The sequence below is a fragment of the Coraliomargarita parva genome (genome assembly GCF_027257905.1).
Taxonomy (GTDB): domain Bacteria; phylum Verrucomicrobiota; class Verrucomicrobiia; order Opitutales; family Coraliomargaritaceae; genus Coraliomargarita_A; species Coraliomargarita_A parva.
This window is the reverse complement of record NZ_JAPZEI010000003.1, coordinates 263,987-286,678: the sequence shown is the minus strand read 5'-3', so window position 1 is coordinate 286,678 and position 22,692 is coordinate 263,987. Positions and strand designations below refer to the sequence as shown.

The 22,692-nt window shown below is 54.6% G+C and carries 13 protein-coding genes; 4 read left to right on the top strand and 9 right to left on the bottom strand.

The features are described from left to right. Positions 1 to 53: 53 nt before the first annotated feature. Complete coding sequence (locus O2597_RS05640; protein ID WP_269523266.1) at positions 54 to 1,208, top strand: LacI family DNA-binding transcriptional regulator; 1,155 nt, start codon at positions 54 to 56, stop codon at positions 1,206 to 1,208. A gap of 44 nt (positions 1,209 to 1,252) precedes the next feature. On the opposite strand, the gene O2597_RS05635 is transcribed toward O2597_RS05640, so the two are convergent. Next, entirely contained in the window at positions 1,253 to 2,974 is a 1,722-nt protein-coding gene (locus O2597_RS05635; protein ID WP_269523264.1) for a sugar phosphorylase, read from the bottom strand. Positions 2,975 to 3,289: 315 nt separating this feature from the next. On the opposite strand from O2597_RS05635, the gene O2597_RS05630 reads away from it, so the two are divergent. The 3 genes from O2597_RS05630 to O2597_RS05620 all read left to right on the top strand — a co-directional run bounded on the left by O2597_RS05630 (position 3,290) and on the right by O2597_RS05620 (position 9,985). Continuing rightward, positions 3,290 to 4,555 (top strand): SGNH/GDSL hydrolase family protein, encoded by a 1,266-nt coding sequence (locus tag O2597_RS05630; RefSeq protein WP_269523262.1) that lies wholly within the window; start codon positions 3,290 to 3,292, stop codon positions 4,553 to 4,555. Beyond that, on the top strand, positions 4,552 to 8,784 hold the full coding sequence (locus O2597_RS05625) for a carboxypeptidase-like regulatory domain-containing protein (protein ID WP_269523260.1): 4,233 nt from the start codon (positions 4,552 to 4,554) through the stop codon (positions 8,782 to 8,784). The genes O2597_RS05630 and O2597_RS05625 overlap by 4 nt, the downstream gene beginning before the upstream one ends. 154 nt (positions 8,785 to 8,938) lie before the next feature. Next, positions 8,939 to 9,985 carry a glycoside hydrolase family 130 protein gene (locus O2597_RS05620; protein ID WP_269523258.1) on the top strand — a complete coding sequence of 349 codons (1,047 nt, stop codon included), beginning with the start codon at positions 8,939 to 8,941 and terminating at the stop codon, positions 9,983 to 9,985. 211 nt (positions 9,986 to 10,196) lie between these two features. Here the strand turns inward: O2597_RS05620 and O2597_RS05615 are convergent, their stop codons facing one another. The 8 genes from O2597_RS05615 to O2597_RS05580 form a co-directional block, all read right to left on the bottom strand. Beyond that, the gene (locus tag O2597_RS05615; protein ID WP_269523256.1) at positions 10,197 to 10,604 is read right to left on the bottom strand and encodes a GxxExxY protein; all 408 of its coding nucleotides are present in this window, start codon (positions 10,602 to 10,604) and stop codon (positions 10,197 to 10,199) included. A 210-nt stretch (positions 10,605 to 10,814) separates the two neighbouring features. Next, positions 10,815 to 12,428, bottom strand: coding sequence for a beta strand repeat-containing protein (locus tag O2597_RS05610; protein WP_269523254.1), 1,614 nt, complete (start codon positions 12,426 to 12,428; stop codon positions 10,815 to 10,817). A gap of 321 nt (positions 12,429 to 12,749) precedes the next feature. Beyond that, complete coding sequence (locus O2597_RS05605; RefSeq protein WP_269523252.1) at positions 12,750 to 14,072, bottom strand: FAD-dependent oxidoreductase; 1,323 nt, start codon at positions 14,070 to 14,072, stop codon at positions 12,750 to 12,752. Between the two features lie 12 nt (positions 14,073 to 14,084). Next, the gene (locus O2597_RS05600; protein WP_269523250.1) at positions 14,085 to 14,954 is read right to left on the bottom strand and encodes an SGNH/GDSL hydrolase family protein; all 870 of its coding nucleotides are present in this window, start codon (positions 14,952 to 14,954) and stop codon (positions 14,085 to 14,087) included. Positions 14,955 to 14,960: 6 nt separating this feature from the next. Beyond that, positions 14,961 to 15,839 (bottom strand): SGNH/GDSL hydrolase family protein, encoded by an 879-nt coding sequence (locus O2597_RS05595; RefSeq protein ID WP_269523248.1) that lies wholly within the window; start codon positions 15,837 to 15,839, stop codon positions 14,961 to 14,963. Between the two features lie 9 nt (positions 15,840 to 15,848). Continuing rightward, complete coding sequence (locus tag O2597_RS05590) at positions 15,849 to 17,366, bottom strand: sialate O-acetylesterase (protein ID WP_269523246.1); 1,518 nt, start codon at positions 17,364 to 17,366, stop codon at positions 15,849 to 15,851. Between the two features lie 3 nt (positions 17,367 to 17,369). Beyond that, positions 17,370 to 19,109, bottom strand: a complete 1,740-nt coding sequence (locus O2597_RS05585; RefSeq protein ID WP_269523244.1) for an NHL repeat-containing protein — start codon at positions 19,107 to 19,109, stop codon at positions 17,370 to 17,372. Positions 19,110 to 19,125: 16 nt separating this feature from the next. Then, the gene (locus tag O2597_RS05580; RefSeq protein WP_269523242.1) at positions 19,126 to 22,653 is read right to left on the bottom strand and encodes a FlgD immunoglobulin-like domain containing protein; all 3,528 of its coding nucleotides are present in this window, start codon (positions 22,651 to 22,653) and stop codon (positions 19,126 to 19,128) included. Positions 22,654 to 22,692: the final 39 nt, after the last annotated feature.

Sequence of the window (22,692 nt, the reverse complement as noted above, 5' to 3'; positions counted from 1 at the left end):
TATCTGTGTAATGCGACTTGTCATCGCATCGACATGGCCCATTCTCGAACCCAATGGCACGCCATCGTCTCAACAAGAACCTCCCCCCACTCGCTGAAGCATTTTCCGGATTTGATGGCTTTCCGGAAAACTGTAGTCGTCAGAAGATTCTGACTGACTGTTTGAGACAAGGCGCACTCGAGATGCAGGGCGACAGCCCCTGCCCCTTCTATTCCATGCGGGAAGTGGCTGAATATTTCGGGGTCCCTCTGCGCACGGTCGCACTCGCCTATGAATCCCTCGACCTGGAAGGGATTCTCCACAGAATCCGGGGCTCGCAAACCATGCTGACCGGTCGCAAACCGAGCACCCGCCAACCGGTTAACGCCATCGTGGGGCTCCCGATATGGTTGCAAGCCATGATCACTTCCCCCTTTGAGTGTAACTTGCAGATTGAACTGGAGGAACGCCTGCGGGCGCGGGGATATGTCGCGGACTCAATTTTCTACAGAAGCCGTGAAGACTTCGATCCTGATTTCACCGAACGACTACTACGCCACAATCTCGATCTGATTATCTGGCAATCCCCGCACCCACTGTCGTCGCACGTGCTGATGTCATTACGCGAGCGGGGCATGCGTTTGATCCTGCTACAACCAACAGAGAATACACTCAACCTGCCTTCACGCACCCATTTACTGGACTGGCAACCCGCCTATCATCAATTGTTAAAGCACTGGACTGAGCTGGGCATCAAACGTGTTGTCGTCCCTGAACCGGACAACTTGGTCGCGCGCCGTGCCATCCGGAAATTCAAGACACAACTCGCTGAGTCTGGGTTGACATACGTATCAGTCGAGGCCAGCCCCGAAGGCTTGCAATCATCAAAAATGGAGCCAAACAGCGAAAAATCAGTCCTCGCCTTCTTTGACTTCCAGATCGCCGACAACCTCTGCAACGGCTACTCCGATCTAATCGAACAAATTGCCTCGGAACACCGATTGGCCTTCTGCCGTGGCCCCGTCCGTGTGCCACGCTTGACGACTTTAAAAACCGAAATCGATCTGGTACAGCTCAACCCGATCGAGTTGGCCGAAAAGGTTGTCGAGGACCTCTGCGACCCACATCAGACACAGGAAGGCACGCGCAGCACCATCACCGCGACTTTCCATGTCATGCAAAGCATGCCCGGGTTAAATGACTTCGACCGCTTCCAGTTGAATATGTAAACGGGAAAGCACTGGTAGGGAAAACGCGCCAGAGACTGGCGCGGCTACAACGAACGCGAGAGCATATTGCACTGGAGCCAATAGATTCCGTAGGGCTCGACCGACAGTTCTCCTGCCTCAAGCGACTTGCAGCTGAGCACATCCGTTGCGGCATGACTCAAGTCGAAGGATTGCGGATCGGACGTCACATTGTGCACGCAAAACATCACCTCACCAGTAACTATAGTCTCACGACGCACGACAAAAAGCCCCGGCCCCGTATCGACAATCACCTGCTTCGCATTCGGATGCAAAGCCGACAGCGACCGACGACAAGCCAGTAAGTGCTTGTAAGCGGCAAAGACCTGACTGCGCAGACTGGACTCATCACCGAGCGCGGCCTTCAATTCCACCTCACACAACTGTTCGCGGTTAATACTACGCGCACGGCCCGTTACTTTCACCCCATCGTAGTCATTGCGTGAGCCAAGCAAACTGTGGATATAAATCCCCGGGATTCCCATCAGAACAATTGGGATGGATTGCGAGACCATAAACCGCTTGACCTGCAACGACTTCGACTCGTCAGCATTCGGATCATTGATGGCATCGAAGTAAGTCAAATTCAATTCATAGGGGGAGACGGAGCCATCACTGTTCCGCTTCCCCGTCATATCGCCGCCGCGGTCGTAAGACATTTGCACCAGCTCGTTGCGTTCATCCTCAGTTAAAATCCCTTCAGTCGGACGCATCCCGATACCATCATGAGTTGCCGTGATATTGAGATAAGTTGCCTTCGGACCGATGTATTCCAGCTCCCGGGCCCAGTTGGACAAAACAGAAGCATCCCCCTTGAACAGGCTCCAAACGATTAAGGGTGCCAGGGAAAAGTTGTAGATCATTTGCGCCTCATCGCCCTCCTGACCGAAGTAACTGACGTTCTCCTGGTGCGGCACATTCGTCTCGGTCAACAATAAGACATGCGGCGCAACCTGATCATAGATATCCCGCATCAATTTAATCAGTTCGTGGGTTTGCGGCAGATGCGCGCAGGATGTGCCGAGTTCCTTCCACAGGTAGGGTATGGCATCGAGACGAATCATACCGGCCCCTTTGACAGCATAAAGCAACAGTACATCCAGTATCTCCAACAGAACTTTTGGGTTGTCGTAGTTGAGATCCACTTGGTCGGCAGAAAAAGTCGTCCACAACCATTCGCCCCCACGGCAAGTCTCGAACTCATGAAGCAAAGGTAGATTACGTGTCCGAAGCACAGAAGAGGTATCAGTCTCCGGATCCAGAGAGACAAAGAAGTTTTCGTATTCTAAATCACCGGAAGCGTAAGCTTTCATATAGCCACTGGAGGCAGAGACGTGATTGATCACCCCATCGTAAACCAAACGATAATCAGCTGACATCGCTTCCAAGTCCGACCAATCGCCGAGGTCCTCACGAACCGCTCGAAAGTCGACTACGGAAAAGCCATCGTCACTGGTGTAGGGATAGAACGGCAACAAATGAACAAAGGTCAGCAAGTCCCCCACTTCCGACTGAAGAAAGGCATGCAGCGACGGCAAAGGAGCCGTGTCCTCCCCCAGAATGGAATCTCCATAGGTGATCAGGAAAGTGTCCCGCTGCGACCAGCCAGCCTGCCCCAGGGGAATCTTGCATGCATATTTGTCCATCAATGCCTGCAATTCATCCAAGATAGCCGGAGTCCGCTCTGCCCCGTAGACAAATTCCAGGCGCCGGCGGATCATCGAAAGGTCGATCGCATGTTTTTCCATTCAAGGATGACAAGAAATCAAGCGCATCAAAACAAGACCCTGAACAGGGGACAGATTGTATACAGGCATCTTTCTGCTGGAATTGTAGCCGTCTCAGTCTCTGAGGCGCATCGCCCAAGCAGCCAAGGTAAGCGAGCCGGAAACTGTATCTCAATGCCGAGACAAGAAGAAATCAATATATAGCATTCATTGCTAAAAACTTACGTCGATTGAAATGAATCATCGTATCGTTCCGGTATTTTCACAGAATAGTATCCGTCTGTATTCTGTATAGCTTATCCCTAAAGCCCCGATCTGCGAGCATGTTAGCTGAACATGCAAAAATCCCGAATCATCCGTGCTGGTCTGGCCTTGGCGGCCGTTTTCCTATCTGCCTGTGCCTCCACAACCTCAACGCAAATGAACGCCCCCGCTTCCCCGGCGAAACAAGCCTCTGTAGCCAGCTTCCATCAACGCGCGCAAGCCGGCGAACCATTGAATATTGTCTTTTTAGGCGGTTCATTAACTTGGGGGGCCAATGCCAGCGACCCTCAGATCACCAGCTATCGCGGGCGCATGACGTCATGGCTACGGGAGCAATATCCCAACACCCCTTTACACATTCATGACGCCGCCATCGGTGGCACCGGTTCGGACCTAGCCCTATTTCGTCTGGAGCGCGACGTGCTCGCTCATGATCCGGACCTGGTTTTCCTCGATTTCACGGTCAACGACAACGCAGGCGGCACGGACCATGAACGACTCGCCTGCTACGAAACGCTCATGCGCCGCATTCTCGACTCGGACGCGGCGTTGATCCAGGTCACCATGATGTTCAAATGGCATGTAAGCCCGGAAAAGGACGGCAATGAATTCCCGCCCCGCCTCCGCGATCATATTGCACTGGGCAAAACCTACAATGTTCCTGTGGCGAACGTCATCCCGCACGTGCGCCAAACCGTTAAAGAAGGCACTGCGATCGAAACACTCTGGCCTTTCGACGGCGCACACCCCGACGACCCCGGCTATGAACTCTTTTTTGAAGCGGTTCGCGACCGCTATGTAGAAGCAGCACAGGACAAAAGCCTTGTCGCCACCATCCCGAACACTCCCGTGTATGGTGATCGCTATGCCATACAAACACGCGCCCTGTTGAAGGATCATCCTTTACCCGACGGCTGGGAAATCAAAAAGACCTGGCGCACAGCGCTCTGGTTTGACGGACAGGCCAGTCGTTGGATGGGCGACGTCGCAACCGCATCGAAGGAAAACGAATCAGCCGCACTTGACTTTGAATTTAAGGGCTCGCTGGTCGGCTTCTTCGGCGAGCGAGATAGCATCGCACCGGATGTGAAAATCTGGATCGACGGGGAACTCGTGCTCCCTCCGAATGCGAAGAAAGATCAAACCACCTGGCACATGGCCAGCGATCGTTTTGCACCGGTCAAAAAGGGGAGCGGCAGGTTGTTTATCTGGAACCTGATCGCCGATGATTTGGAAGACGGACCGCACACACTCAAGATCGAACCGGTCTGGGATGGCGCCGACGACTCAGCCGAGCTTCGCATCGAAAGCATCTGCTATGCAGGAAAGGCACAATGAATTTATCTTTACTCTGTGAAAAGTTGGCCGCCGGTCACTTTGAAACCGCCCGCCGAATCGGACTCCAGCTTCTAGCCGAAGACACGGAGCCCAAAGATGAGGTGCTCCTCATCCTACACGATGCACTCGTCAATCTCGCCGACTTCAAGGGTGCACGCGAACTCCTGGAGAACCACAGCGAAGCCCTGGCCAAGCGCCAATTCGAGAGCAGCTTGAGGCTCGCTCAGGATCTCCGAACCCTAGCCAGCGAGAATCACTACCGTCTTTCCGAAGAAGCCGGGCAGGGTTACAGCTGGGATGAGTATATTGCTAAATACCGTAAACTTTCCGCGGAAGCTTTGATCGAAGCCCGTAAATTGGCACAGACCCCCGACCAGGAAGAACAAGTCGACCACGCCCATGCGGAACAAGGACGCGGGCCCTACGACAATCCGAAGCCACTGGAAGTGCCCGAATTCCCGCCCAATCCGGGCAGTAGTCTCAGCGGAACCATTCAATGGCCCGACGGCAGTCCGGTCGCCGGGGCCACAGTAACCCTTGGCCTCAAGGTCGAAGTCGAAGTCCCCGATCCGGACACTTTCACTTCGTCAGCCATGGACTTCGCCCCCCGCATCGGCCCGATGCGAAAAATGACAGCAAGGACCGACGCCAAAGGTCACTTCTCGATTCAAGATGTGCCCGTAGGCGTGCACGACTTTCTCGCGGTCACGATGGACCCGCTCCAACACGCCTTACCGACACGATTCTTAACCCGCGGCATTCAAATCGAACAGGCAGGTCATACCGAACTCGGCACACTGACCATCGAGAAATGGACCAGTGCACCCGCCAAAGCAATCGAATCCCCCCATCCAAATCAGTTTGAAGCTAACGGCACACAATGGATCAAATGCGCCGAGTGGACTCTCGAAAACCCATTCTACTATGATTTCCCCACCCAGCTATTAACGCTACCGATGGATTCCACATCGGGCTCTCTGCGTGTGCGTATTGAATCCGAGGAAGATCATCCCTTTCAAATCAATGCCCGGAACGAAGTCTGCCTGTTGACAGGACTACCCCGGAATCAGCAACGGGTCATTGCAGTTTATCAATCGGAGTCGAGGGACTACACACCCACCGATCCGGCCACATCGATCCAAATCGAAACCGACTCGGATGGTATCCTACAAATCGATACAGGTTGTGCCAGCTTCCGCATGCCCGGGCCCGAGGCGGCCATCGGGACAGCACCGCTCTTAGCAGTCAAGGGTGTCGACGCCCTCTGGCGCGGAGAGGGACGCTTTCAACTCCCCGAGGGTGTCCAGATCTCAGAGCAATCGTCATGTATCGTCGAGACAGGTCCGATTCTGGTCACAGTCGCACACGACTACCGACTGAGTGACGACAGCCAACTCTCACTCTCATTCACCGCACTCGCCGGACAAGCGCTGCTACTGGCCGAAGAGCGCACGACTGCAGCCGACGCCGCTTTTGAGTTTTCCCTTCGCGAGTTTTCCGGTGGACGCAGCTACCTGCATTGGTGTGTCGAAAACGGCTCTCGCCATTGGACTCAAATCGAAGCGAAAGACAGCACACTGGCCCAACTTCAGGAATCCATCGCCTGGTGGATCCCGCCCAATGGCTTTGCCTGTGCCATGACTCCGGAGGGGCTCGAGAAAAAGGACTACATCGGCGTCTTCAGCCGCCTGCGCGGGCAATGGGACGACAAGCTGTTCGAGTCCTACTCCAAGGGTCCCCTGGACCGCGATGGAACACGAAACCGCGAACTCGAATGGCCTTACCCGGAAATGGTGGGGTCAACCGTCTCTATGATTTCAGCTCACAGCTCGGCCGACGCCGACGCTTATTTCCGCTTTCCCTTCTTTGAAGGCACTCGTCACTGGGGCCTGCTGGTGTCATCCTTCGACCAGAATGATGGACATGATAAAGCTCTCGGACGCATTCAACACGCCTATTCCTCCCCGCGCCTGCAGGAGCTTAAAGACTGGCACTTTGATGAACCGGATCAAGTCGAGCGACCTCACCTCATCACCGAACGCAAGGATTTGATCCACCTGCGCAAGAAGGCACAATCCGGTCCTTTTTCCGGTTTGTGGCAAAAGATACAATCAGAAGAAAAAACACCGGGCCCCCGTGACGGAGTGGTCTTTGCCATCGACGCCGACCCCATGCTGGCTTGGAAAAAACGGATTCAGTTGACCGAGGAGGTGAATATCCGGTCCAAGATGACGCTTCTTGGGCGTGATTGGGGCGACATGTATTCACCGGTTGGCGGACGCAGCATCACAACCGCAGTCGAAGAATACGACTGTCTCGCCCCCAGCGGTGTCTTTACGAAGAAGGAGGAACGCCGTATCCGCGCACACTTCATCCTCATGGCCCACATGTTTATGGAGCCGGACTTCATGAATTGGAAGTATGGTGGTCGTAACGCCAACTTCGAAGCCGACCGGGTCGACATTGTCGGTGCGATCGGGCTGGTCTTCCTCGGACATCCGGATGCGGAGAAATTCACCCAGCACGTCATCGAACGCAACCAAAGCGCCCTGCTCGCCTATTGCACTCCGGGCAGTGGCCGCTGGTATGAGAACCCGGCCTGCTACTACCTGCACGCCTCGCGCTGCCGGATCAATCTGATCTTCCACCTCGCCCACAAGGGCTTGATCGACATCAACGAAATCCCGCGCTTAAAGGACTTCCTCCGCTGGGGCATCCATCTGCTCACGCCGCCGCATCCGGTCGACTACCAAGTCATGCACGCCGGCGACGCCGAGAGCTACGCTGCAGCTGATAAAGTGCGCAAAGTGCCGCCCGTGGGTGACCATGCTGGCATCGGACGCTGGCTCTCCGAGCACTATGCATTCATCAGCAAGCTCTACGAGACGTCGGATCCGGAATTCGCCGAGGAGCTCAAGCAGGCCTACTTTGCCGCCAACGCCGATGGGCAACGCCTGTTGGGGCAAGGCTCCTGGGAAAACAACGGCCCGGAAACCGGACCGCATTCCGAGTTCACTTCTGCCAATTTCGGTAACCTTCCGCTGTTCTTCTGTAATTTCGAAGCAGACGACTTGCCGTCCACATTAACCGTGAAGCCGACCGGCCGACGTCTGGAAGGCTTCGGTGCGGTCTTCCGCAATCAAGTGAACCAATCCGATGAAAGCTATCTCTTAACATATCAAGGACCGGGGGGCTATCGCTACCAGCGTTCCCAAGGCAGCTTCATCTACTTTGCCAAGGGCATCCCTTTAGTCTTCGACGGTGGTGAAGCCGGCGAGACATGGCGTCACAACACCCTCTCCTTCCATGACGTGCACATGCCACTGTCCTCAGGACATGTCGAACGACACTTCGATGCTGAAGGGATTCAGTTTTGCCAGGGCGTGCACCCGGTCATTCTCAAACCGGGCGATCCCGTTTTCCTCAATGACGACTGCCGCCACACACTTGTCGAGGAATGCTACCGTCGCTTCGAGATCGAACAACCCGCGGTCTCTCGCTGCTTCACCTGGATCGATGACGACTATCTCATTATCCACGACGACCTACAACACGCCCAGACCGTAAAATCACACTGGCACATTCAAGTCGCGGGCGAAGCCCCTCAGGCGATGGAAAACAATGGCTTCCGTTTCCCCGGACGCTTTGGACTGGACCTTCAAGTCATCCTTCCTGATCAGACCTTTATCGCCCAGAAAAGCGAGAAGATACCCGTTTCCTATTACTCCGGCACACCCGACGAGTGGTTTGCCATGCAGCATTTGCAGCTGAGTGGCTCCAATCAAACGAGCTACTTGGCCGCGCTCAAGCCGCTCGAGGCCGGAGCGACCTCTGACTTCAAATGCGAATCCCTGAAACAAGGCGAGCAGATCATCGGTAGCCACATCACCGAGGCAGCCAATGAGGACTTCCTATGGTTCCAACGCGACGGTCTGACCTGGAACAACGATCAGCTTTCATTCGCAGGCAGCTTCGGCGCCTACCTACAAAGACCGGATACAACCCGCTGGGTGCTACTGGCAGCCGGCAGCCTCACTACCGACGAACTAAAGCTGGAAAGCGACGGCCCTTCCGTCGTCCTCAACCTGAAAGATGGCCAGCTATCGATCCACGCCGAAGGACAAGGCAGCATCCGTATCCAAAGTTGCGACGTCTCACAACCGACCGAGATTAATGTCGACGGTTCTATTCACGAATCCATCGATCCCAGCGCTGTGCTGACCACATGACTGAAAGGCCAGAGCGACGCGATAAAAATTCAAACCAAAAGGTAGGGATCGTTATCCTTAACGATCCGCCCATGGTTTCCCACGTGGCCTCGGTTCTCAGAACCGGGGTCCGAACAACATTCAACTTTCAACAAGCAACTAACAACCACTTCACATGAACATCGAACGTCTTCCCACCAACCCGCTCTTCACTCCGGACAATATCAAGCCGTCCCGCCCGGACGTCGAAATCATGTGTGCCTTCAATCCCGGGGCCACGCGATTCAACGGCAAACGCCTCCTACTCCTCCGCGTTGCGGAAAAAGCGATACCGGATGAAGGCTGCGTGGCCACCCCGATCTTCGATCCGGAAACCGGCGAGGTGCACATCCAACAGTTCAAACTGGATGACCCTGACCTGGAGCTCTCCGATCCGCGTTTCTTCAAGCACAAAGGCACGATCTACCTAACCAGTCTCAGTCACTTCCGTATCGCCACCTCGGACGACGGATTGAATTTCACCATCGACGATAAGCCCAGCATCTTCCCGGTCGGGCCCTACGAGGCCTTCGGTATCGAGGACGCCCGGATCACTGAAATCGAAGGAACTTACTATATCAATTACACCGCAGCTTCTGACTTCGGCGTGGTCACCGCACTGATCACGACCACCGACTTCAAGCACTTCGAGCGAAAGGGCATCATCTTCGGGCCGGACAACAAGGACGTCGCGCTCTTCCCTGAGAAAATCCACGGGCGCTTTCAGGTCTTTCACCGCCCGGCCGTCGTCCACACGGGTAAGCCCTCCATCTGGACCGCTGCTTCGGAGAACATGCTCGACTGGGGACGTCATGAATACGTTATCGGCCCACGCAGCGCCCACTGGGACTGCGAACGCGTCGGTGCCGGCAGCGCCCCCATCAAGACCTCAGAGGGCTGGCTCGCGTTCTACCACGCGGCGGACTACAACACACGTTATTGCCTCGGCTTACTCCTGCTCGACTTGGAAAAGCCCTGGAAAGTCCTCGCCCGTTCCAACGAGCCCTTCTTTATCCCCGAGCTGCCCTACGAATGCGAAGGCGGCTTCATGCCGAATGTCGTCTTCCACAACGGCACGATCGACCTCGGCAACGGTAATCTCGAACTCTACTACGGCGGTGGCGACCTCGTCACCTGCGGCGCCAAAGTGAAGCTCGACGATCTGATGAATCAGTTGAAGTAGCTGTTTCCCTGCGTCTTAGGAAGATCGCGAAGGGATTCAAAGCTTTCGCTCAAACCATGATGTATTCTCTTTGAACCGTTAATGGACATTCATTAGCACACATTGAGAAGCATAAGCGCAAATGAGCGAACATAAGCGGTCGCCAGCTAGGCTGGCCTTCCAGCACGTTGTCCGGCAGAGCCGGAGACTACTTATCTTCGCTTATTTACGCTTATATTTCATCGGGGATAAACTCTTTGATCAGATATCGCTTCCATTCCAACTGGTCGAGTGGACCAAAATTGATGAGATAGCCGACAGCTTTCCTCGTCACACGCATGTAATTCAATAATTGTCGCTCATGGTCCTTATTGAGTCCTTTGACCGCCTTCAACTCGACCACAACTCCACTGCTGACGTAGAGATCCGGAACAAACTTCTTCTCCAGAATATGACCTTTGTAGTAAACTGAAAGCTCCTGCTTGGAAACAAAGGGTATCGAGCGAAAACCAAGCTCCATTTCCAAACTTTCATGATAGATTTCTTCACTCAAGCCACCTCCCTGTTCTCGATGCACCTCAAATGCAGCACCGATCAAAGTATAGCCTACACTTCCCATATATTCTCTGTTTTCATTCATAGTGAACACCTCATCGGAATAATTCTGAATGGAAAAGATAAAATAACGTAGTTATCATATTACATAAGCGTCAATAAGCGAACATAAGCGGTCGCCAGCTACGCTGGCCTTTTCACACGTTGTCGGACGAAGTTCCAGAAACATGATCGAAACCCACAAAAAAGGAGGCACCCATACGGATACCTCCTTTGTAGATATGGTTTAAAGTTCTTAGGCCCGACGGGGACGCTTCGCGATGAAGAGGAAGCAGAATCCACCGAGAATCGCAGCAAAGGCTGAGGGCTCGGGAATGGCTGAGATAGTCAGAACACCGGTAGACTCGGTGAAGGTGTAATCACCCAAAGTCCACACACCCGCTTCCGACTCGGTAAAGTCCTGTACGGCAAAGGTCGCTCCATACGATTCGGCGACGCCTGCCCCGATAATCGTCCAGCTGTTACCGGCGGTGGCATCGGCGCCGGACAAGTCAAAGATCAGAAGACCATCCAGAGCGAGATTGGCAGTGCCCAAGAATCCATTGTTCACCCCGTTGGCGCCAATGTAGACTGTCATGCTCGCACCGTCGGCCAAAGTCACCGTGCCGGCGTTGACCGTTACGTCGCCCGTGAAGGTATTGGTTTCGGCGAGGGTGAAGTTGGAATTGCCGGCTTGAATCAGAGAGAGGTTGCCGGTGATGATCGTGTCGTCATCGCCGCCTGCCATCATGCTACGGTCCGTCGATCCGGTCAGGGTCAGCACCGAAGCATTGCCGTTGTCCGTATTGGTCAAGGTCCGCGTGCTGGCACCAGCTTGGTTATTAAAGATACCGTCGAGGGATTGGTCCGTGCCGTTCAAATCGAGTGTCGAATCTGAGCTGACTTGCCCCAACTGCACAACCGTCGACGTCGGCAAACGGTTATCCCCATCAGCCAGCTGCATCGTGCCACGGTAAATGAAAGTGCTACCGGTGTAGGTATTCGCGCCGGAAAGAATCAAGGTGCCCTGTGTTGCGGAATCATTATCGTGGCTGAGGCTGAGGTTCTGTCCTCCAGCCCCTGAAATCACCCCGCTGAGTTCCAGTGTGGCGCCGCCTTGGGTGCCGAATCGAGTGCTGCCGTCCATGACGATATTCCCGGCCACTTCGGCGGTGTCGCCATCCATAGCGAGAATCGCCCCGAAGGAACTGGACCCTCCACTACCAGTAGTATGAATGGTTTCTCCGGCGTCTAGAACGACGCCATCACCGACACGGATTGCGCCATTAGCGGAAGTGATTGTTGTTGTGTCCGATCCTGCGACGCCTGAAGTGGCGCCAAAGGCGGTGTTGCTGGTCACATGGATGATGCCGTCATCGACGGTAGTGGCGCCCTCGTAGGTATTGGCGCCGCCCAGCACGAGATCGCCGTCACTCGTCGCACTTAAGTCCAAACCGTCGTTGCCGGCCAGGATGACATTGACGGTCAGGTCACGCCCGTTCGATAGATTCGTGGTAATGCTCGCCGCGCCGCTGGAAACGTCCATCGTAAGCGTACTGGGCCCGTTAATGGTGAAGTTGTGGGTGCTGCCGCTACCACTGCCATTGGCAATGATATTGCCGATCGTAAAGGGGCTGTCCAAGGAGATGGTGGCGTCATTTGCACCACCACTGCCACTCGCAGTAAAATACTCGATCGTAGCCGTGGCATCCGTGCCCGAAGCGATGGTGCCACCGCTCCAGTTGATCGAATCCGACCAGTTGCCGGTATAATCGGGATCGGAATTGGCAGTATCCCAGGTGCCATCCAGCGCGTAGGTGGCAGAAACGGTTAAGAGTAGAGCAGAAGCAAGGGGGTAAACAGTCTTCATGAAAGCCGATGAAATGGAAAAACAGGACCTACGACAAGACGAACTACTTACCAATATTACCTAAATAGTTATCTATATTGAGAATCTATATCCCCTATCGGTTCTGTATCTTTATCGGGAGCAAAGGCTTCGATAAGTCCTTCACGATGAATTCACGGGATCGCTAGAAAACGCCATCCTCGCCGAGCTACACCCTCACGGGCTCCGCTTCGGATGGCACACTGTAAACAGGGACTGGAGTCACTATAAGCATCGCGCTACCCATGCCCCCGAACCAAGTTCGGAGGCCACAACACGACGGCGCGATAGGGATATCGCGCCCTACCGTTCGAAGCATTGCGACAAACGAAGAACACACGACACCACATGCTCCGTCGGCCAATTGGTCACGCGCTCTCCGACTCGAACCGCATCTGCGGCGAAGGCACCGGCGGCTTCACCCATCGCGACGGAGTTTCCCGTGACCCGGTAGCTGGAGTGGGCAATAAAGTCTCCGCTGATATTGCGGCCGGCCATCATCAGGTTGTCGACGTCTGCGGCGATCAAGGACCGGAGCGGCACATCGTAGGGCTGGGTCCGGATCTGGTTTTCTTCGTCGAAATCACTGCTCTGCCCTTCTTTCCTGGTCGAGTGCACATCGATGGGAAAATGCACCCGGCAGACGGCATCGGGGTGACTGCGCCCTTCGATCATGTCGTCGACCGTCACCGTATAACGGCCACGAATGCGACGCCCTTCGCGCACACCGATCTGGTTGGCAGTCGCGACCACACGCAATCCTTCCCAAGCCCCCCCCGCCTCCCGAAGCGATTCGATCGTACGCATGACTTCATCCCGTGCCTCGAAAGTCGCTTGGCTCAGCTCGCCTGCATTGAGGGCGCTGCCGTGCTTATGGTTGAGCATGAGTGCATAGAGATCCGGACGGACTTCAAAGAAGACCGGCGAGGCATAGCTGGTCACCACCCCACTCTCGGCAAAGGCTTCCCGTAATTCTTTGCCGGAGAGCCGTGACATCGGTTGCAGCCGTTCCGGAAAAGGCGTCTGCACCAAGCACATCAAAGTTAAGGGCTGCACCTCGCCGGTCCCGGGACGCCCCAAGTCAAAATTACATCCCGCCTGCGCCGCGACATCGCCGTCGCCGGTGGTGTCGATATAGACCTTCCCTTGCCAAGCCTCACGCCCGGATTTCGATTCGGTGATGACCGCTTCGATCTCGCGTTCGTTATCCGACCGCTTGACCACGTCGCAGACCCGGGTGTGCAGGCGCACATGAATCCCGAATTCAAGACAGAGGCGCTCCAAGACCCATTTCATACTCTCGGGTTCATAGATAAAACTATCCTTGGCCCAATCCAAGTTCGCGACACGATCGTTTTCGTGCCAGCGTGCATGCTGGCCCTCGCGCTTGTTCAACTCGTCGAGAATACGGCGTGTCACCGGGCTCTGTCCCTTGCCATCCAACACGTAGGTCAACAGGCCCGAAGTCCAAACGCCACCCAGGCAACCGGCACTTTCAATCAGCACTGTTTCGGCGCCCGAGGCAGCCGCTGCGATGGCTGCGGACACTCCAGCCGGCCCCGCGCCACAAACAACGACATCCGCCTGACGGACCAAAGGAGTTTGGCGAGATGGTTCTGAGATCATGATCGTGTCAAATTATTGAATCGGTGCCTCGATCAAGGCTTCGACATCCTTAGAGAAAGCGTCAGTCAGCATATCCCCAACCGAAGACTCGTCAGCGGCGACCGCATTTAGCTTTATGTAATCGGCGACAGTTACATTGGCATACACATTCAGTCGCACCGGACGCTGCAACCAGACAGTTCGGCCCTTAGCAATCTGATCCTCGCTCAAGCCGAAAGCCTTAAGGATTTCGGCGGCCATGAGCATATCACCGAGCGGATTCATGTGTACGCCGTCGCCCGTCAAATAGAGACCTTCGGGACGGGGTCCGGAGGGCTGGTTGAGTTTCTTCCAAAAGGCCGCGTTCAGATCGACTAATGGCAGATCGCGTTCGGCCGCCAGTTCACGGAGAAAGGCATTATACCCCGCCAACTTTTCGTTCAGCTCATTGGGGACTTCCTTAATCGGAGTCGCAGTCAGGATCATCACCGTCACACCTGCTGCTTCACAACGGTCCACGATTTCGGTGATGTTCGTCTTGTAATCCTCAAGCGGGACTCCACGTTCCCCGTGCCAGACATCGTTGACGCCACAGCTCAGCGTCATCCAGTCCGGCTGCTTACTCAACACATCGCGCTCCAGGCGTGCCAACATTTGGTTGGACTTGTGACCACTGATGCCTGCAAACACATATTCGGCATTCACTCCGTTTTCCATCAGACCGATTTTCACGAGACGGGCGTAGCCACTCGGGTTGTTCGCACCATACTGCGTGATGGAGTCACCGAGGAAGGCCAACTTTTGGCCGGACTGGATCCGGATGCCCTCTGCATGAAGGGAGGCTGCACTGACAAGCAAGGCAACGCATGCCGCAAGTCGACGAAGATGTGTTAGGGTGGTCATGGAAATTTATTCGGTTGGTTCTGTAAGGAGCTCCTTCACCGCATTCTTATAAGTCAGATTGAGGAGATGGCCGGGAGAATCCTCCTTTTGCTCCGCTAATTGACGGAGCTTCATGTAGTCCTCAACCCGTAGATTCGTGCCCGCGTTAACTCGAGTTTGCACGTTCATCCAAGCGGCTTCGGCCTTGGCCAGTTGCGCTTCGTCCAAGCCGAAGGCTTTGAGAACTTCTGTGGCCATTAGCATATCGCCGACTGGATTCATGTGCACACCGTCCACGGTCAGGAATAAGCCCTTGTAACTTGGTTTCGATTCGGTTTCCAAGGTCTGCCAAAATGCGGCGCTGGTATCAGCTAAGGGCAGGTTCCGTTCGACCGCCAGTTCTCTTAAAAAATCATTATATCCGACCAGCTTTTGATTCAGTTCGTTCTCGACTTCCTTGATCGGCGTCGCCGTCAGGAGCAAGATCTTCACGCCTGCGGCTTCGCATTGATCGACAATCTTGGTGATATTCTCCTTGTATGCAGGAAGGAGCACTCCGGCATTTCGGCTCTGGTGCCAAACATCGTTGACCCCACAGCTCAAGGTCATCCAATCCGGTTGCTTCTCAAGCACATCACGCTGCAGGCGGCCCAACATCTGATTCGATTTGTGCCCGCTCTTGCCTGCCGGAATCACCTCGATTTTGAGATCGTTGGCTTCCAAGCCCATCCGCACGAGATTGACATAGCCGCTGCTCGTGCGAAAGCCCTGCTCGGTGATCGAGTCACCAAGGAAAGCAATTTTCTGTCCTGATCGAACCAAGGGTTCTGCCGACATAAATTGTGTGGTAAACAGACAGGCAACCGCCATCAATGCGGAACGTGCGGACTTCGTGGACGTGAACATTCTAGTAAATTATTTGATGGTTTGACTGAAAGGAGCGATCGGCAGTTTGGCTGCGTTGTAGACATTAACCACCGGGACATTCGACCATGCATAGCGGACGTATTTGGGCGCTTCGATCCCCTCTGCAGAGAGAATGACCCGGTCCTCATTGATACGCGCAGAGGCCGGCACAAACTTCTTATCGACACCCGACAGCTCGAAGCCTTTGGCCGGTCCATCCACCGCCATCAGCCCATCCGCATCCGCAAAATAGAGTGTCAGCTCGGCCCCCTCGACTTCGACCGACTCCAGTTGCGGGCTGTAACCCAGAATCGGCTCACCGTAGGCTAAAACCCGCGCGGCCAATGCAGAACGCACACCGACCGGTTCCTTATTGGGCGGATGGATATCCTGTGGATCGCCAACATCCATGGTGACCACTATAGCCGTGTTGGGCACATATTCTGCGCCTTCCTGCTGAACGACACGGAAGATGGCTTCGGTTTTCTCATGATCCGGAAGTTGAATCACAATAAAAGGAAAATCCCCCCGTCCCCATGCTTCGCGCCAGGAACCAATCAAACTGCGTAGATAATAGGGGTAGTTACGAGGATGGTTCCGGTCCTGCTCCCCCTGATACCACAATGCGCCTTTGATCGCATAGGGCATGAGTGGTGCGATCTTGCCATTGTAGTTGGCCCCCATTCGATAAGGATCCGTAAAGGGGTTACGCGGTTCGTGGGGCTTCTTCGGCTTTTCTCCACCGTTGACCTCGTAGGCTTTGAGCCTCGCTTCATATTCGACCATATCGGCTTCATACTTTTCCAAGGCCGCCGGATAGCGTGCATGCACCTTAGCAAAATATGCCATGGTTGGTTCCAAACCCGGTTCTGCATTGAGCGCATCCAGACTCATCCAGTTGGCGATCCCGGTGGCGCCGACGGCAGCCGTGATGATGCCGACGGGCACATCACCGCGCGCTTTACTCAAATCGCGGGCAAAGAAATAGCCGACCGCGGAAAACCCTCGAGCATTTTCCGGAGTGCACACTTCCCACTCGCCAGTGCTTAAGGCATGCGGTTCATCGGCTGTTCTCCCCCGCACCTTGAACTCACGAATCTGCGGATAGTCCGCTTCGGCCGCCGAGGCCTCCCAGTAATCACGACGCGGCAGCACCTGCGGCGGAGGCACCAGCGTGCGCGCCATGTTGGACTGTCCACTGCAAAGCCAGACTTCACCGACTAAAACATCCTCAAAAGTAAGACGCTCATTGGCACCTGAAATGACCATCTCATAGGGGCCTCCTGGCTCCAGTGGCTCCAGTTTCACTCGCCACTGCCCGTGAGCATCGGCTTGAGCCTGCTGCCTCTGCCCTAGAAAATCAACCGTGACGGTTTCACCGGCCTCAGCCAATCCCCAGATCGGACAAACCACACCATGTTGCAACACGGTATGATCCGAAAAAAGCGGATCCGGTTGCAGACCGGATCCCATCAGCCGTAGACAGCTGGCCGCCACCACAGATGACATAACTAAAAGTTCTTTCATGAGTTATTCAGACAATTCGAGTTTCACGATACGTTGGTTAGCTGAATCAAAAACCACTGCGCGATGTCCATTGACTGCAATCACCTCGGGCGCATCCAAGTCATTGATGCCATCTCCCGATACATCCGTAGTACCGAATCCTCCCAAAGGAGTCAGTTGCCCCTCACTCACATCAAACACTCCCACACGATTACGCTCGGTATCCGAGATCCAAAGACGATCCTCATCGGTATCAAGATAGAAGCGGCTACCAAAGGAACGTGCCGCATCTGCCCCCCAGCCTTTCCAACGACGGGTCTCCTGCCAACTATTCCCGTTTTGCGCGAGTAAGAGCAATTCACCGTCAGCCGCCACCCAAAGCGAATTCCTCGGACCGGCTGCAATTGAGTCGAGGCGTTGGATCGGCTTCGACGTTTTCAAGCTAAGATCAGCTATTTCCCCACCTAAACTACCATCCGAATTCACGGAAAATAGCTTACCCGAACCGTCGGCCCGCACCAGAAGAGCGGCATTGCGCTTGTTGATTTTGATCAATGCCATGGAGGCATAATCTTCCATCGGATCCCCTGTGCTACTTCGGCGAGCGGGACCATCCAAAGAGCCGCTATAGGACATCCCCCTTCCACCACGAAAGGGCCCCACCGCAACGAGCATATCGTTGTCCAAGACATCGGCGCCGAACGGTCCTCTGTAATCCGGGCTTTTAGTCGACAAGGGCGCGCCGGCATCAGGGATCCCATGTTCAAGCGGGGCATCCGGCCCATCGCTCCACTTCCACACGCCCCCATGAAACCAGACATTCCCCAGACTATCCATAGCGAGCGCCTTACAACGGCGCACAGAACCGATGCGACGAATGATTTTAAAACGCAAGGCATCCGGTTGCCATTGCAGGAGATGCAGAATTCCGGTACTACCGGCAACCGCATAGATGTGGTTCTCCAGATAAGCCATACCATTCCCATGATTGATCTCGTAGTTGCCTGGCACATAACCAATGAAAGAGCCTGAATTGCCGCCCAGCACCACGCCGGGATCCATTTCAAGATCCGCATTGAAACGGCGTATAGTGCCGTGATAGCCATGCCCAAACCAGAAACCATTCAGCCATTGAAATTTCAAACCGGGCATCTCCAATGGGGTACCCATGTTTTTAATATTTTTATACTTCCAATTTTGAAAGACGAATACTTCTCCATCGCTACCGACTTCCACTTCCCGCGGACTCCCGTCCAGCGTGGCCAAGGGTTCAACCACGCCGTCCAGATTAAAACGGAAGATCTCTCCTTCTTTAGCAGCAACCCCCCAACCATCGGGCGTCGTATTAAACGAAATAAGGTCGGCACGCGTCGATAGCTCCACGGGCTCCGTACCAACCAACGCATCCAGGGGAAGTGTGTAGAGGCGGTCACCGAAATTAAATACCAGAGTGTCCCCCAGACGGGTCATTTTGTCTAAAAACGACTGTCTCCCCTTATAATTGGCCGAATAGGTTCCAACCTGACGTCCGTCAACCGTGTAGCGCTTGATTTCAGATTTGCCGCCACTGGACCACAATGTACCGGAGCTTTCGTCGTAGACCACTCCCATGCCGTCGACAATCCCCGGAGCGAAGCGGACCAGTGTCTCACCTTGTTCGCCGGAATTGCCAAAGACACCGGCCACCTCGACTGAAGCGGCTGGTAAGCTCAACCCAAGTGTGAGTAGAAATCCTGAGAAAAGAAAGTTACGTTTGGTCAACATAGGTAAAGATCTTTGATTATTCATCCAAAGTGCCTCCAAACTTGATTTCGCTCCACAAGGAAGGCTGGAGCATAATTTCACCCGGCACGTCATTGACGAGGCCGGTTGCCTGATTCGACCAGTAGTGACGGAAGGTATTGATCGTGCCCTCGGCATCGCCAAAGATCACACCGAAATCACCTCGTAACGATTTGCCGTCGAGATTCTCCAATCCGAGTTCAACCAGCGGTATCGCAACTTCCACTTCATAGCGTCGACTGTATGTCCGTACGGCAATCTCTGTGTCAGCGAGGCGTTTGACCACATCCACGCGCTCGCTGCGCCACGGGCTCTGAAAGAGCACACCGTCTTCCTCAGCAGCCCCCGGCACACGATGACGATAGAGCACGGCAACATCGCCTTCAGCACTCGGGGCGATAAACAATCGTAGGTCACCCTCGACCGGGCTCTGACGTTTCGGATTGGCCTCCACATCGGTCTGCATTTGCAGGTCAATACCATCACCGGTTTTGAAGAGGGACTGCCAGTCACTGCCTTGGTTGCGCCATGGGGATTCGTCCTCCACCACGTAATAGAGATAAAGGTTGGTTGCATCATAGGCCGCTTTGACTTCGACCGGAAACTTATTCCCCTCGGACCATTCGATGGTATTGGCCTTCGGCCAGTCGTCTGGCTTACCATCGATCTGTGGAGCTTCCGAACGCAGTTCGATTTCAGCCAAGAGCACCGAGGAGGCCTCAGCCTGCTGTCGAGCCACATTGCGCTCCACCGCCTGCACCTGCTCGGCCTTGACTTCGAGCTTACCGTTCTGACGCACGGTCTCGCCGAGTCCCTGAACTTCGTAAATGCGGTATTCGATGCCACCGCCCTGGAAGTAGTATTTACCGGTTTTTTCAGATCTGCCAAAGGCACCGCCGAAGCACTCGCCCCCCAGAATCCCGATGCCGGACGAGAAGGAGTTTTTCATCATTCGGACATCCGGAAACATCTCGTCGAGATAGAGTCCATCGGAAGTCATGACAAAGGCGCGGCCATGATTACCGTTTAACACAAAGACATCCGACTGGTTATCCAGCGATGCCATACCACTGAAGAACAGCGCACCTTGCAGTTCTCCGACACTCGGAAGCGGCGCTCTATGAGAGCCGTGCACACCGACCCAGTTATTCGGGTAGGTCCAGAGCGTCTTGCCATCCGGCGCGTAAGCTGTCATCGGCGATTGGTTCACGATCAAGTTACCAAAGCGATCAACCGCCGTGTCATGCCGCAACATACGTTCCTGCTCAACTGGAATGCCTGCCTTCACCGCTTCATTCAGATCAGGATAATTCGGAGCACCGCTCGACAACCAGCCCTCCGGATCCATTTGAACCAAACGCACTTCTCCATCGACATTTGCGAGAAAACGCAGCGTCAGATCATGAAAATCGTGACTCCAGCCGCTTCCCGCCATTCGGTGAGCGGCGGTGGCGAATTGAACTTCATCTGCTTGCAGTTCACCGTCACCATTCTGATCGACCCAAAGCGCCCCATAACCTTTGCCCGGTTGGATGCGTTCAATACCGGAACGTTTTCCGTATTCAATTTTGATATCAGGATATTCGCGCTTGAGTGCGTCGATAAATTCCATCGGTGGCTTCCAGCCTTTGCTGTAGGCATACTGGTGTGCAGTCGATATAAACGCCAGTGGCTTCATCGTACCGTCATCCAGAACTTCCTGAATATACGTAGCTTTGCCGGACGTGATGACAAAGGTGCGCCCATCCTCACGATGAAAGACATGGCGGCGTCCACCTTCACCCCCTAATAATTGAAGCGGCTTGGAGGTTTTATTTTCGAAATCGAGTTCGAACAAGGTATTCTGACCAATCCAGTAGCGCTCATCCTCATAGTCGAAGCCGGCACCTTGAGCACCGTAGTTCGTCGGGCCGAAAAACTCTTTCGCAACTTCGCGCGACTCGGTGTCGATGGCCACATAACGCTTAGGTAACCAGCGGTCCTCCTCGGTCACCCAGAGGAGCCCATCAAGAACAGTCATGCCGGCCGGATTGGTGAATTCCAAGGGATCATAAGGCCCCGGACCGGAGCCACCGGGCTTGCCAATCACCGCCAATTCTTTGCCATTCGCATCCAGTTCGCGTATCACCTCGTCCCCATCGTCGCTGACATAAAAGTGTCCATTCGGTGCAAGCGCCAAACCCGCGGGCTGACCGGGCACTTTGGCTAGTTTAGACATACGGCCCGTCGCGGGATCCACTTGCAACAATGTACCCGACTCATTCAATGCAAACATCTGATCCCCCAGGACTGCTAGTCCAACCGGAGACTCAAATGGCGTTTCGCGAAGAATTTCCCCGGTCTCGGGATCGATCACCAGAAGACAGTCATTAAAGGTATCGCCTAGATACAGTTTGCCGTCGAACAGCACGAGCCCACTTGCGGCGTACTTTTCCATACGCGCGTCAGGCGAACCGGGTCCCACTTCATACTGCATCAGCTTTTTCCACTGCTCACGCGGGCCGAAGCCTTGGATTTTGCCACTGCTAATGTCGAAGCGAACCAGTGAAGTCTCCTTTTTGACCTTCCAGTCCGGCTGACTTTTGTCAGTCTTAGTGCCCCATTTGCTTCCATCATAGATCGCGTAAACATATTCATCGTCGGCCGCGACCTGTATCCGCTGAAGGCCGACACCATGCGGGGCATTCATCCCACGAATAAATTCTCCGTCAGAATTAAGCACGATCACCTGATACCCGCCTTCACTGACCGAAGTGGCGAGAACCACCTGCGATCCGTTGTTCGTCGCGGCATGCAGCGTGCCGTGATTGGAGCCCTTCGCATCGACAAAGGACATCTGATACACGGGTTTGAGACCAGGATGCGAAATCGAACGCCATACATACTCCCCGGGAAGCACGACGAGACCGGCTTCATCCAAACCATCCCAGACGACACGATGCAGCCCCTTCTCTTTAAACTGCCCAGAGACCAGATTACGCACCCGATTGCCTTCCGTGTCTTCAATCACAATGGTGGCTTTGCCATCCATCGGCTGGTTGAACATGAAAGCAATCTCCAGACGACGATCCTCCAATAAGCGCTCGAACTCGATAATATCCAGCGGTGCCCAATTCACCGAATCATCGGCCAAGCCTGCGTGTGCAGCCCTCGAACCGTTCTGCAGATAGCGTTGCTCTAACCGGGGAAAACTCTCAGCGCCCTGCCCCGCCCATTGGACGGCGAAGGCAAAACGCAAGCGACTCCAGTCGTCAGCGGTTTCAATCAAATCCTCGAAGGGAACCACAAAGGTGAAGCGGGCCGTATTGCTGTCCTCTTTGGTTTCACGTTTCGCGTTGTCGATACTGTTCAATCGAAGCGTCTTAGCGGCCTCCAATCCGACCTCCACGGAAACATCCTGAGCACCCACAGCATAGCCTGCCACCTCGACTTCGACCAGCAGTTGATCGCCCTTGCGCATCAAACGATAGGCCACATCCGGCGTCAATGGATTGGAAACCGGAAGCAGTTCCGAGATCGCCGGCATCGGAGCTGCCTGCGTCGAATCGGCCCTTGAACTCGTTAT

What these genes read in the sequence shown, in the direction of transcription:
- O2597_RS05595 (WP_269523248.1), bottom strand. Translation starts at nt 15,839, where the DNA reads ATGTTCACGTCCACGAAGTCCGCACGTTCCGCATTGATGGCGGTTGCC.
- O2597_RS05625 (WP_269523260.1), top strand. Translation starts at nt 4,552, where the DNA reads ATGAATTTATCTTTACTCTGTGAAAAGTTGGCCGCCGGTCACTTTGAA.
- O2597_RS05610 (WP_269523254.1), bottom strand. Translation starts at nt 12,428, where the DNA reads ATGAAGACTGTTTACCCCCTTGCTTCTGCTCTACTCTTAACCGTTTCT.
- O2597_RS05630 (WP_269523262.1), top strand. Translation starts at nt 3,290, where the DNA reads ATGCAAAAATCCCGAATCATCCGTGCTGGTCTGGCCTTGGCGGCCGTT.
- O2597_RS05605 (WP_269523252.1), bottom strand. Translation starts at nt 14,072, where the DNA reads ATGATCTCAGAACCATCTCGCCAAACTCCTTTGGTCCGTCAGGCGGAT.
- O2597_RS05585 (WP_269523244.1), bottom strand. Translation starts at nt 19,109, where the DNA reads ATGTTGACCAAACGTAACTTTCTTTTCTCAGGATTTCTACTCACACTT.
- O2597_RS05635 (WP_269523264.1), bottom strand. Translation starts at nt 2,974, where the DNA reads ATGGAAAAACATGCGATCGACCTTTCGATGATCCGCCGGCGCCTGGAA.
- O2597_RS05600 (WP_269523250.1), bottom strand. Translation starts at nt 14,954, where the DNA reads ATGACCACCCTAACACATCTTCGTCGACTTGCGGCATGCGTTGCCTTG.
- O2597_RS05620 (WP_269523258.1), top strand. Translation starts at nt 8,939, where the DNA reads ATGAACATCGAACGTCTTCCCACCAACCCGCTCTTCACTCCGGACAAT.
- O2597_RS05580 (WP_269523242.1), bottom strand. Translation starts at nt 22,653, where the DNA reads ATGCCGGCGATCTCGGAACTGCTTCCGGTTTCCAATCCATTGACGCCG.
- O2597_RS05640 (WP_269523266.1), top strand. Translation starts at nt 54, where the DNA reads ATGGCACGCCATCGTCTCAACAAGAACCTCCCCCCACTCGCTGAAGCA.
- O2597_RS05615 (WP_269523256.1), bottom strand. Translation starts at nt 10,604, where the DNA reads ATGAATGAAAACAGAGAATATATGGGAAGTGTAGGCTATACTTTGATC.
- O2597_RS05590 (WP_269523246.1), bottom strand. Translation starts at nt 17,366, where the DNA reads ATGAAAGAACTTTTAGTTATGTCATCTGTGGTGGCGGCCAGCTGTCTA.